Raw genomic sequence first — 13064 nt, 5'->3', positions numbered from 1 at the left:
GTAGTAAACTACTGGGAGACAACTTTTTTGACTAAATCGAGTAGAGGGAAAATAATTTAATTATTTTCGCCCCTCTCACACCACCGTACATACGGTTCCGTATACGGCGGTTCAATTTATATTACAGTGTGTACTTTTAGATAATGTTCTAAAGCAGATGGAAGTCCTCTTTGCTTAAGTCTTTTGTTTGAGATTGCTCTATGAACAACTTTTGAAAGTCCGATGTACCGATAACCTTTTCGACAGTAAGTTAATCCTTTCGCTTCTTCCTCTGGAATTCCTAATTGGACAAGCGATTTGATTTGTTTCTTCGGTACCTTCCATTGCTTCCAGACGATAACTCTGATTCTGGAACGAAGCTTCTTATCTATCAAGGTCATCGCTTTTTTCATATTTGAAATTCTAAAGTAATTAACCCATCCAAGTATGACTTGTTTTAGTTTTAAAATTCGGAAGTCCAGCCGGACACTCCAACTTCGTTTGGTTAATTTTCGAAGCTTTCTTTGAAATTTTTGTATGGACAGTGAATGAGGTTTAACTTGATATTTGTTATTTAGAAAATCGTAGTAATACCCAAATCCCAAGAATTTTAAGTCTTTTGGACGGGAGATTTTACTCTTTTCTACGTTGACTATCAGTCCTAATTTCTTTTCTATAAATCTCACGAGTGATTCCTTCACTCTATTTGCGGCTTTTTCACTCTTCACAAAGATTAAGGCGTCATCAGCGTATCTCACGAAGTGGAGTCCTCTACTTTCTAGTTCCTTATCCAATTCGTTTAACATAATATTACTCAACAACGGGCTTAGGTTTCCTCCTTGCGGAGTTCCAACTGGTGTATCTTCATATTTTCCATTCACCATAACCCCACTGGCAAGATATTTTCTTATAAGAGAAATGACATCTCCGTCGTCTATTGTATTAGAAATGATTCGCATGAGTTTATCGTGGTGGACTGTATCGAAAAATCTTTCCAGGTCAATATCCACAACCCAATCATGTCCATCATTCAGAAATTCCAAGCTCTTTATAATTGCCATTTCACAACTTCTTTTCGGTCTAAAGCCGTAACTGAATTCGCTGAACTGCTTTTCGAATATCGGACTGAGTACTTGATGAACCGCTTGTTGAACTACCCTATCCACTACTGTTGGTATTCCCAGTTTGCGCATCTTTCCATTTTCTTTTGGGATTTCCACTCGTAAGGCAGCTTGTGGTTGGTATTTTCTAGTTCTGATGCGCTGACGTATCTCATCCTTGTTCTCTTTCAGATATTGTTTCAGCTCATCAACAGTTATTCCATCGACACCACTTGCCCCCTTATTTCTATAGACACGCAAGTAGGCATCATTCATGTTTTGATTACTAAGGATCTTTTCTAAAAGTTCCACACTCGTTTCTCCTTTCCTCTCACGTAGTAAATGATATCTCCGTTTTGGTTATCCTCTGAGTTACGCTCATACTTTTACCATTAACACATTCGGAGTTCGTCACTTACGCATTCGTGGCGTTGAAACACTATAAATTGTTCAGCCCTTCATGACCTTAGGTCATTACTATGGCTTCTGCTGACTTCTTGCGACTAACCTTTTTCGACTGTACATATGTACATCCGCAAGACCTCCCAGGGTAAGACAGCTATCTTTCCTCTTTTACTCGCCTGATTTACCCTACAAAGTTACGCACATCTTTTGGACTTTAACTTGTTTAGGAGCCTTATCCCTTTGTAGAGCCTTTGTATCAGATTTCTGTTCGTCGAGCCAAGATTTTATTCCACGCTTCCTTCAGCCCTTACCTCACGATAAGCACCTTGCGCTTCCTTAGTGGTTGGTCGATGTGTACCCCCACAGTGGACTTTCACCACCTAGATAGTTGCCATGCCTGGCACACTAAAAAAACCGGGCATATAGACACCCGGTCTCTCAGAACATAAAACTAGATAAGCCGTGTTTCTTTTACAAGTTTAGAAAATTGGGAACGGTATCAGCAAAATTAACGAGGATTACACTATAAAACTAACTCATGATGAATTTAACACTAGTAATAAGGAAAATCCTACCACCTAAATGTTATACTTAGGCCCAATCCCCTAGTGGAGTAATGGTTCGTGCCGAATTCAGTGGGATAAGTGAAAAGTCTAGAGCCCCCGTACAGAGGCTCGGCCTCGGAAAGAGTCCACATGTAAAGAAAATAAATAGTATCACTAATTCTTTCAAGTCTCATAAAAACAGTGTACACGATATATTTTTATATACTTTCTTATAAAAAAACACCTCACTCTACGGGGAATTGTAGAGTGAGGTGCATTTTCCCTTGTTATCGCTCAAGGATTATATTATTACGCCGTAAATATTATTACCTTCATTCGCTTCGTTTTATCGCTTTGATCGCCGTAAGATCGTTCCCCTATTATGCTTAGTTGCCTGAACTTGTTTCCTTCAAACTAGTTCAACAACTTGAAATGCTATTCATTTGTTAATTTCATAATAAAGGATCAAAATGAGAAAACCGCTAGAGTTTTATTAGAATTTGATGAGAAAACTATTCCCAAGTCACAGAAAGTATTTTTCCAGAGATAGCATGTACCTGTATTGTTGCTTTCGTTTTCTTTTCTTTCGTACTTTCTTTTGTTTCCTCTGTTTTCGTAGCCATCATTACAATTAAATAATATCCACCCTCATCTGTCTTTACAAAGGAATTACTATCTACTGTTCCTTTTTGTTGTTGCTGCGCAATCTTTAACGCTTCATCTGCAGTGATTAAAACTGTAACGGGTTTTTCAGTTACTTCTGTCTTTTTTTCGTCTGTTTTCCCTACAGCAATATCACTAGTCTCAGTTTTCTGTTGTTCTTCTGTCTTTGGGCTTTCCGTTTTTACAGTCGTTTCACTTTTAGAAGTTTCAGATTTAGCCGCATCTGTTTTTGGTGACGTATTTGTTTTAGATGGCTCATTTTTTGCCGTGTCTGCTTTGTTTGCATCTACTTTACTTGTATCTGATTTACTTACATCTGCCTTAGCTGTATCTGTGTTAGAAATCTCTGTTTTAGTTGTATTCTCTGTTTTTGTTTCTTTTTTAGCATCTTCCTTGGAAGTCTCAACCGGTTTAGTCGTTTCAGATGCCAACACTTCTTTAATAGCATCTTTGATCACTTTTTTAATAGGCTTTTCTTCTGTTTTTACTACTTTATCAGCAGTTGTTTGTTTTGACTTTTTATTATCCGAAACATTAGGATTTTCCACAACTTTTACTTTCGCAGATGAGTCCTTTGATTTTTCAATAATAACTAATTTAGAAGTGCCATTAGATGAAATTATATTACTTTCAACTATTTCCCCTCTAGAAGAGGTTTTAGCATTTTTCGGACTTACTTCAGGACCCATATCTAATACTTCATTAGCTTCTTGAGTTTTAACAGGTACTTCTTCAATAATGAACTCATCCGTGTGTTTCAAGGAACTCACATCACCAGTAGTGGCATTCATTTCGACCAAATACACTTGTCCACTTTTTGCAATTATCGCCTCATAAACATCTTTATCATCACTTTTCTTCACTTCAGCTACTTCTGCATCATACATTTGCTCGAGTTGGGTGCGTACGTTCTTTTCGGTCATAAGTAAAGAATCTGAGCCAATGTTGACTACGAATACTATTACTACGATACCGACTGTAGCGATACAAACGATAAAAGTTCTTTTCATTTTATTAAATTCCATTGACGCACTCCCCCTCGTATTCATCATAAGTGACGAACATTAAAAATCCATGAGAATTTGATTAGAAGGAAGAAAAATATGGATGGTTGTACCAAATCCTACCGTGCTTTGAATTGTTAATTTAGCACAAAGGCGATCTGCTATATCTTTTGCAATAGCCATCCCAAGTCCAGTCCCACCTGTTTTTCGATTTCGTGCTTCATCGACCCGGTAAAAACGATCAAAAATTCGATCCAAGTCTTCTTTGGGAATACCATCCCCATAATCCATGATTGAGATAGTCGTTCCTTCCTCGCTTTCTGAAATTGTTGTCTTAATATCTTTTTCGCTATATTTACGAGCATTATCCAAAATGATAAATAGTAACTGTCTTAATTGCTCTATATCAGTATTTACATAGGATGGTCCATTAACCTTTAATAAAAAGTTTCGATCATATCCAGTTCGCATTGACTTTAAGGTTTCTTCCACTAAAACATTCACATCAATCAATTCAAAATTATGTTGTTGTTTTCCGTTACTTTTTGCCAGCACTAACATTTGCGACACCATTTCTTTCATTCTGCTCGTTTCTTTGATAATTGCCTGAACGGATTCTTCCGCAATTTCAGTATTACTGAAACCATGTCGAGACAATAGTTTAGCGTAACTTTCTATTACTGTTAATGGTGTTTTTAATTCGTGTGAGGCATCAGATACAAATTGCTCCTGCTTTTTAAAGTTTTGCTCCAGCTGCTCCATCATCTCATTAAAAGCAATCCCCATTTGAGCTATTTCGTCTTTTCCATTTGGACGAACCGCTATTTTTTCATATTTTCCTGAAATTCTACTATGAAACATTGTATTTATTAGTTTATTGATTGGCCTCGTAATTATTTTTCCTAATGTAACACTCGAGGCCATCATCAGTAACATCCCAGCTACTGTTACACCAAGTAAAATAAGACGAAGGAAATCTAAATTATTCCCCACATCTATTAATTGTTTCATCGTCTGAACTTCTACAACTTCTCCATTCGGCCAAATAACTGGTTTACTTATTGTCAAAACAGGAGTACCTTCAAGACTTCCAATTGAGTACCGTTCATCCTGTTCAAAATAAGGTTGATAAGTAGTTAGCTCTTCAACTGATTGAACTACTAATTGTAGTTCTCCTTTGCCATCTAAGATCCGTATTCCTCCACTAGTTGGTATATAGGTGCGCAAAATTGTGGCAGGGTCATCCTTTTCTTGCATTTTACTTAATGCAGTTATCATAGAGTCTACATCCGTGTTGAGTTGATTATATTCCGAATCATAGGCCATATCTTCAAATAAAAAATATACACCTATATTCATTAAACCTATGATTAAAAGCGTCAATAAGGTAGAAAATAGATGTATTTTAGTATTAAGCTTCATTCTTTTGCTCCTTCAGCACATATCCAACACCACGGACGGTTTGTATAAAAGAAAGTAACTCGTTTTCTTCTAACTTTTTCCGAACATATCGTATATAAACATCTACAACATTCGTATCCCCATAATAATCAAATCCCCAAACAGCATCTAGTAGCTGCTCTCGCGTCAACACTTGGTTAGGGTGCTTCATCATATATAATAGTAAATCATACTCACGAGGCGTTAGATTGATAGATACTCCCGAGTTAGTAATTTCACGTGTTTGTTCATTCAGAATAAGCGTCTGAAAAATATGCACATTTTCATCATGAACAGGAACTGGAGTGGATGATTTAGAAAAACGAATTGCCGAACGCACGCGAGCTAACAATTCCTCAATTTCAAATGGTTTAGTTACATAATCATTCGCTCCAAGGTCCAATCCAGCTACTTTATCTTCTGTATTGTTTTTTGCGGTTAACAAGATTACTGGCGTTTCATCTTCTGTAGCACGAATTCTTCTTAATACATCCAATCCATTTAAACCAGGAAGCATTAAATCCAGTAAAACTAAGTCCCATTGATGCTCTCGATATTTGATCAATCCGTCTGTTCCCGTATATGCAATATCCACTGTGTATCCTTCAAACTCAAGCTCTAATTGAAGAACACGTGCAATATTTTTTTCATCTTCTACAATTAACACCCTGTCCTTCATTGGACACACTCCTTTTTCCCCTATTTTATCACACAATATAATGCAGTGCAGTTTCATAATAAGCCAAAAGGTGAACCTTTCCAGGTACGAGTAACGTTCCTTGTGTACTTTGTATAGGCTTCTCGGAACATTTGCTACTGTAAGGGGAAATTCCCGATAGCATTAGAATAGAGAATTGATAATTTTATTTTGAGTACAATTATTGATGGAAAATTGAATTTTGATTAGTTATTTTAAGTAAGAATGGAATTGTTGTTTGTAATAATAAATTTTGACAATTGTAGTTTACTCTATTTTATATTATGGTGTTGTCAAATAGAGGAGGCGAAGTTTAAATGGGTAATATTCGAAAAGTATGGCAGCCAGAAATTTTTTATCATATTACAATGCGAGGAAATCAGATGCAAAATATCTTTATTAATAAAGAGGATTTCATGTTCTTTACACATACGCTATCTCAGGCTCATAAATTATATTCCTTTACAATAATTGCTTACTCTCTTATGAATAACCACTACCACCTACTTATACGTTCTCCTAAAGTTCCACTTTCAGATGTGCTAATTTTCATTAATCAACAGTACTCAAAATATTTCAAGCTTAAATATAAATACTGGGATCAGTTATATGAATCTAGATATTATACAAACATGATTTCTGATCCGAAAGAGTTATTAAAAATAAGTAAGTATATACATCAAAATCATCTTTACATAAAAAGAAACATTTCAAAGAGTATGGCAAACAACCAGTATAGCTCCTATCAGTTTTATATAAATGAAAAAAAGCAAAAGCCTTCTTACCTCGATATATATTTACTACCAAATTTGATTAAAAAATATCCTGAATTAAGGACGGAAAATTATAAAATATACTGCGAGGATATTCAAATTGAGGAAGAAAAATCCTACCATCGCCAATATAGTTTGACATAGGTAGGATTTCTCCAAAAGGCCAGTTAAGCTATTGTTTCTTCAGATGGAACTAGTCCAATAACTTGTGCATTCATTTTACTTGCTTCGACGAAAGCTTTAAAGATTAGACGAACTGTATCAACTTGTCCTTCCATCATTTCAGGATGCCATTGAACCGCTACAACAAATCTATTAGGCTCTTCCCATTCTATTCCTTCGATGATTCCATCAGGAGCAGTCATCGTCACCTTAAAACCTTTGCCTAGCTCTTTTACAGCTTGGTGATGGAAACTATTTATTCTTAGCTCATCATTTTGAAAAATATTATGTAATATTGAACCACTTTCAATTCGAACCGGATGAGATGCGTGATGTCTAATTGATTTTGGTACTGAGTGGTTGATCCCCTCCGGTTTTTGAGATGATAAATCCTGATATAGTTTGCCACCGGTTGCAACGGTAAGTAACTGCATACCACGGCATATGCCAAGTACAGGAATGTTCATATCCGATAAAACTTTTCGGGCTAGCCTAATTTCATGGAAATCCCTTTTTGGTTCAATAGCTCCTAATCCAAATTTCGGATATTCTCCGTAAAAATATGGATCTATATCAGAACCTCCAGAAAATAATATCCCATCCAATTTTTGAAGAAGAGGAGTCAATGTTTCTAACTCTGTAGTGATAGGCAAAATAACTGGTACCCCTCCCGCTCTTTCAATTGCAACAATATAATCATCTGCAAGCAATTGCCATTCCTGATTTTTTGCACCGATTCCTGCAGCCAATCCGACTATGTCATCTGATAAATAATTAGCGCATATACCAATTAGTGGTTTCATCGTAAAGCATCCTCCCCATAAACAAAATTAACGCCTCTCTGTGAAGAGAAGCGACTAAAAAACATTAATTTTCTAACTCAACAACCCAGCCAAATGGATCTTCGATAATGCCTCGTTGAATTCCAGTTAACGTATCATATAATTTTTGGGAAAGTTCTCCTGTTTCTCCGTTATTTACGTAGAATAACTCACCTTTCCAGCGTAATTCTCCGATTGGAGAAATAACAGCAGCAGTACCAGTTCCAAATGCTTCGTCCAGTTTACCGTTCAAATAAGCTTCACGTATTTCTTCCATTGAAACTTTACGTTCTGTAATTGGAACACCCCAGTACTTCAACAATTCAATGATAGACTTTCTGGTAATCCCGTCCAGAATACTTCCGTTTAAGGCTGGAGTAACTACTTCTCCATCAATTTTGAAAAAGACATTCATACTTCCTACTTCTTCAATGTATTTTCTCTCTAATCCGTCTAACCAAAGAACTTGAGCATATCCTTCACGATCAGCTACTTCCTGAGCTTTTAAACTTGAAGCATAATTACCGGCTGTTTTTGCTGTTCCTGTTCCACCAGCAACTGCTCGAACATATTCACTTTCCACTAAGATTTTTACTGGATGAATGCCCTCTTTGTAATAAGATCCGACCGGCGACATAATGATGATGAAGCTATATGTTTTAGAAGCTGATACACCAAGATGTGCTTCAGTTGCGATCATAAAAGGTCTAATATAAAGTGATGTTCCGGGTTCTGTAGGAATCCATTCTTTGTCTATCTCGATTAACTGTTTTAAAGCACCAATAGCTAATTCTTCTTCTATTTGTGGCATGCTTAAACGGTCTGCCGAAATATTCATACGTTTCATGTTTTGCTCGGGGCGGAACAATCGAACAATTCCATCTTCCGAAAGATAAGCCTTCATTCCCTCAAAAACCGTTTGTCCATAATGTAATATAGAAGCAGATGGATCTAATGTAAGTGGCTGATAAGGGACGATACGATGATCATGCCAACCTGTTCCTTCTGTGTAATCAGCGATAAACATATGATCCGTAAATTTCGTTCCAAACACTAGCTGATTTGCTGGTGTTTTCTCGTTTTTCGCTCCATTTTTTGTGAAATTAATTTTTAGATTATTCATGGCATGTTTCCCCTATCAATAAAATTAGTAAATTGCAACAATTTTAAGTGTGCAATATATTATATGCAATTATACTACTTTTACGAGAATTAGAAATACCTTTTTAAAATTATTTTCAAAAAATTTAAAACTCTCTAATTAAAATTAAACACAAATTGTTTAATAGTTATTTATCAAGCAATTTTAAAAGGTAATAACTACATTTAAAATTAGGGTGATTTTTGGTAGTTTAATTATGATTCGTTAAACTTAGCAATATTATTTAATTATAAATTTAAAATCGATTTTATTGTTTCTTTTGTTCTCTCCTTCAGGTAATAAGATGCTCTACGCATAGATTTTTCAGCAGAAATTGTTTCATTTGCTATACTTACAAGCTTGAAAAAACGAGTAGATAGAGCTGGTATACTCTCTAATTCAATGACTCCGGATACTAAAATAACTGGTACGTTATGTTTATTTGCAACTTTAGCAATACCAATAGGAGCCTTTCCAGAAAGAGTTTGAGAGTCTGATTTACCTTCACCTGTAATGATGAAATCAGCATCCTTGATATGCTCTTCAAAATTGATTGCTTCCATTACCACTTCAATACCCGGTTTCATATAAACTGGAAAAAATGCTAGAAAAGCACCACCTAGTCCACCAGCAGCGCCCGCTCCTGGCAATTTATGTAGTGTAATTTGCGTGACTTCTTCTATTATATTAGCTAGTTGTTCTAGACTTTTATCTAGCACCTCTAACATATTTGATGTCACTCCTTTTTGTGGACCAAAAACTTTTGTTGCACCGTTTAATCCTACGAAGGGATTATCCACGTCAGAAGCCAATATAAAATGGCAATCCTTTATTCTATCATCAAAGTCTGTTGGATCAATTTCATGTAAATCTCTTAAAAATTGAGGTCCAAGAGGAATTTCTTTTCCATATTTGTTTAAAAACCTCATCCCTAAAGCACGTAACATTCCTGTTCCACCATCATTCGTTGCACTACCCCCAAGCCCTATTATGAACTTCTTGTATCCACGATTTAAAGCATGAAGTACAAGCTCTCCTGTACCAAATGTGGAGGCTTGTAAAGGATTTTTCTCCTCTTTCTGTAATAGCATAATTCCAGATGCTTTCGCCATTTCAATAACACAAGTTTCTCCATCACCAAGCACTCCATACTCCGCTTGTATTAGACGACCTATAGGATCATGAACCTCGACATCAATAGTACTTCCTTGAGTTGCTGTAATAAGTGCTTCGAGTGTCCCTTCTCCTCCATCTGCAACTGGAAGTAATACCGTTTCGATGTCCTGACTAATTTCTTTGATGGCTTTATTAATCTCATAAGTTGCTTCTATAGCAGTTAAGGAACCCTTATAGGAATCAGGACTAATAACAATTTTCATACTACCATCCTTTTAAAATCATATTAATAAATTCAAACAAACAAATGCAACTATATGCATAGGAGATTACGATTTCCGTCCTTAATCATTTAAGATTTAAAAAACCGTTTCAGCTATAAGCTAAAACGGTAGTATATGTTCAAATTATTTTTTTGCTACTGTTACGTTCGCTACTCTCTTAGCACCAACGTATTTTTTACCCCAATAATAAGGGTCATTTAATTTATCAACACGAACACCTTTAGATGTTGAAGCATGGATAAACTTACCGCTACCTATGTACATACCCACATGAGATACGCCTCTACCAGAAGTATTGAAGAAAACCAAGTCTCCAACTGCTAGGTTTGCTTTTTTTACAGCTTTCCCACTGTTGTACATTCCCGCTGCTGTTCTTGCTAAATTAACCCCTTTGCTTTTGTAAACATATCCGATATAACCTGAACAATCAAAACCAGCCTTCGTTGTTCCACCATAACGATATTTAATTCCTACTAAACTTTTCGCACTCGATACTATTTCATTGGATGCTACAGTGCTTGCTGCTTCTGTATTTCCTGCAAATGTTCCCGCGGCTAAAACTACAGTTAAACTAAAGATTGTGATGATTTTTTTAAACAAAGAAGTCAAAACTTATGTTCCTCCAAAGATGTGTATTGAAAAATAGATTCAAAATGTTTTCTGAAAATTTCTCTATACACATATTAACACCTTTTAAACTTTATTAACTTTACAGTTGTGTAACAATAACATTACAGAGAATTATACGTTCTAAAAAGTAATCTACTAATACATTAGAAATCTTATAGTTCTATATTAGCTCTTAAGTAACATAAAAGCAGTTAAAAAAATATAACTCGGAAGTAAAATAGTTACATATTTGTGTTAATTCTAATTATAAAGGTATATCTTTTATATCTGTTTCTATGGTATAAATGTTATATAAGTTACATGGAAAGTTAGACAGGAGAGAGTTTAAAATGAAAAATACTTTAACAATGCATTTAGGGATGATTATTGTTGGAATCATTGCTTCTATGCTGTTAATCACTTCGTTTGCTACATACAATACTGCTTATGACGAACTATATAAGGCAGCTGGTATTGAAGCTTATGGGTGCGCAAATATTACTACTGGTTTGATTCAAGCGGATGATGTTAAAAAGCTAATTGCTGGTGATACTTCCACCATTGACAAGGTTAGCGAGCAGCTAAATTGGACTACTGCTCATAAAGATATATTTGAAACCCAGTATATTATAGATTTAGATGGTAAACTACTCGCTATGGATGATAATCTTAAAGAAGATGGCTTTAAAGCTGGAGATCAGTTTTATATAGATAAGGATGCTATTGCAATGTTAGTAGAAATGCAACATTCTACATATTCAGAAGCCTATGAATTTGCCGGCTTAGAAAGACTTTCTGGCTATGCCCCTATATTTGAAGATCATGATCCTTCTAAAGATATTATTGCTATTAGTGTTATTGATTTTGATGCATCTATTGTTACTGATCGTACTTGGGACGTTGTTAGTGGAGGAATACTTATTAGTTTGATCCCATTGATGTTAGCATCATTAATTACACTTTATTTAATTAGAAGAAAAACAAAGCCGCTTTCAGCACTTATTGCACATGCAGGTGAAATTGCAAAAGGAAATTTAACAGTCAAGGACACACATTTCACAAGTAAAGATGAAGTTGGAGATTTAAGTCGAACATTAAATACATTAGCTTCGAATCTACGAGATATTATAGGAACGCTACAAAAAACGTCCGTTCAATTAACAGATAATGTCGAAAACAACTCTATTTCACTAAACGAAATGAAAGATGCCATACACCAAGTCTCAACTAATATGAGTGAAACTGTTGCATCGGTAAGCGACGGAACAATTACAGCCGAACGCTCCTCCAATATTTTGCAGAACCTAGCACAAGGTTTACAAAATTCAAAAGATCGTGCAGATACAACTGTGATAAACTCTAAAACAACTATGAACACTGCCGAAGAAGGTCTAACTCGTGCAAGTGAAATTAGTCGTGATATGGATAAAATCAAATCTGCATCCATTGAAACTAGTGAAACAATCGGGCGATTAAATGAAGCAACTACAAAGATTCAACAAATTACTAGTTCTATCTCTGCAATTGCAGCACAAACTAATTTACTAGCACTAAACGCTTCAATTGAGGCCGCTCGCGCTGGTGAGCATGGAAAAGGATTTGCAGTTGTTGCGGAGGAAGTTAGAAAACTAGCTGAACAATCTAATACCGAAGTGGAGCAAGTCGAAACTATCATTAAAGATATTACCGAAAGTATTAAGCTAGTAGTAGATTCTACAGAAGAAAGTACAAAGTTAATCGAAACAGGTTCTTCGACTGTTCTTCAAACATCTCAATCATTAAGTGATATTTCTACAGCCGTTGCAAAAACCGTTAAAGAAATATCCATGATTTCTGATATGACAACTACAGAAGCAGATAATTCGAAACAAGTCGTAGTGTTGATCAATCAACTTACTGAATCAATAAAAGAGATTGAACAAGTTACAACATCAATTTCAGCAGCAACTGAACAAACGACAGCTTCAATTGACGAAATTGCAAACCGTTCTAGTGAAACAAATGATATTGCACATCAGTTAAATCAGATTGTAGGTAAATTTAAGCTTTAAAGTAAACAGTAAGAAAAACTAGGCAAAGAACATGCCTGGTCCTTTAAGAACACGTAACTACACTCTATTTTGACAGAAGTGGAATGTGACGACTCCAGTGGGATAAGCGAGAAAGTCGAGCCCCCGCGAATGAGGCTCGTCCGCACGCGGAAAGCGTCCACATGAAACGCAACTCACAGGATTATTCGTTCTTTAATGCCCCATGAATCCAGTGTTCACAGCACATCTTTATATACTTTCGAATCTTTTAAAAAGGAGCAACTCGGTGCTGCAC

Annotated in this window: 10 protein-coding genes; 2 read left to right on the top strand and 8 right to left on the bottom strand. The window is 35.8% G+C overall.

Annotated elements, in window-relative coordinates; translation table 11 throughout:
* Nucleotides 1-116: 116 nt before the first annotated feature.
* The 4 genes from ltrA to ACQCPR_RS04520 all read right to left on the bottom strand — a co-directional run bounded on the left by ltrA (nucleotide 117) and on the right by ACQCPR_RS04520 (nucleotide 5815).
* The gene (gene ltrA / locus ACQCPR_RS04535) at nucleotides 117-1391 is read right to left on the bottom strand and encodes a group II intron reverse transcriptase/maturase (protein WP_427137677.1); all 1275 of its coding nucleotides are present in this window, start codon (nucleotides 1389-1391) and stop codon (nucleotides 117-119) included.
* A 1150-nt stretch (nucleotides 1392-2541) separates the two neighbouring features.
* On the bottom strand, nucleotides 2542-3717 hold the full coding sequence (locus tag ACQCPR_RS04530) for a PepSY domain-containing protein (protein ID WP_427138322.1): 1176 nt from the start codon (nucleotides 3715-3717) through the stop codon (nucleotides 2542-2544).
* Between the two features lie 39 nt (nucleotides 3718-3756).
* Entirely contained in the window at nucleotides 3757-5118 is a 1362-nt protein-coding gene (locus ACQCPR_RS04525; protein WP_427138321.1) for a sensor histidine kinase, read from the bottom strand.
* Nucleotides 5108-5815 (bottom strand): response regulator transcription factor, encoded by a 708-nt coding sequence (locus ACQCPR_RS04520; protein WP_427138320.1) that lies wholly within the window; start codon nucleotides 5813-5815, stop codon nucleotides 5108-5110. Before ACQCPR_RS04520 ends, ACQCPR_RS04525 begins: the two co-directional genes overlap by 11 nt.
* Nucleotides 5816-6150: 335 nt before the next feature.
* Between ACQCPR_RS04520 and ACQCPR_RS04515 the strand changes: the two genes are divergently transcribed.
* Nucleotides 6151-6750 (top strand): transposase, encoded by a 600-nt coding sequence (locus ACQCPR_RS04515; RefSeq protein WP_427138319.1) that lies wholly within the window; start codon nucleotides 6151-6153, stop codon nucleotides 6748-6750.
* A gap of 23 nt (nucleotides 6751-6773) precedes the next feature.
* Here ACQCPR_RS04515 and ACQCPR_RS04510 read toward each other — a convergent pair whose 3' ends face one another.
* The 4 genes from ACQCPR_RS04510 to ACQCPR_RS04495 form a co-directional block, all read right to left on the bottom strand.
* Entirely contained in the window at nucleotides 6774-7571 is a 798-nt protein-coding gene (locus tag ACQCPR_RS04510; RefSeq protein WP_427138318.1) for a gamma-glutamyl-gamma-aminobutyrate hydrolase family protein, read from the bottom strand.
* A 64-nt stretch (nucleotides 7572-7635) separates the two neighbouring features.
* Nucleotides 7636-8712, bottom strand: a complete 1077-nt coding sequence (locus ACQCPR_RS04505) for a branched-chain amino acid aminotransferase (protein ID WP_340879197.1) — start codon at nucleotides 8710-8712, stop codon at nucleotides 7636-7638.
* A 266-nt stretch (nucleotides 8713-8978) separates the two neighbouring features.
* The gene (locus ACQCPR_RS04500) at nucleotides 8979-10109 is read right to left on the bottom strand and encodes a glycerate kinase (protein ID WP_427138317.1); all 1131 of its coding nucleotides are present in this window, start codon (nucleotides 10107-10109) and stop codon (nucleotides 8979-8981) included.
* Nucleotides 10110-10253: 144 nt separating this feature from the next.
* Nucleotides 10254-10739: a C40 family peptidase gene (locus tag ACQCPR_RS04495; protein ID WP_269915903.1), complete on the bottom strand. Its 486-nt coding sequence runs from the start codon at nucleotides 10737-10739 to the stop codon at nucleotides 10254-10256.
* A gap of 350 nt (nucleotides 10740-11089) precedes the next feature.
* On the opposite strand from ACQCPR_RS04495, the gene ACQCPR_RS04490 reads away from it, so the two are divergent.
* Complete coding sequence (locus tag ACQCPR_RS04490; protein WP_427138316.1) at nucleotides 11090-12790, top strand: methyl-accepting chemotaxis protein; 1701 nt, start codon at nucleotides 11090-11092, stop codon at nucleotides 12788-12790.
* The last annotated feature ends 274 nt before the right edge of the window (nucleotides 12791-13064 follow it).

The organism is Psychrobacillus psychrodurans (assembly GCF_050209195.1).
In the GTDB taxonomy this organism is placed as follows: Bacteria; Bacillota; Bacilli; order Bacillales_A; family Planococcaceae; genus Psychrobacillus; species Psychrobacillus psychrodurans.
Note: the sequence above shows the minus strand (reverse complement) of the source record. Positions and strands in the feature narration are given on the sequence as shown.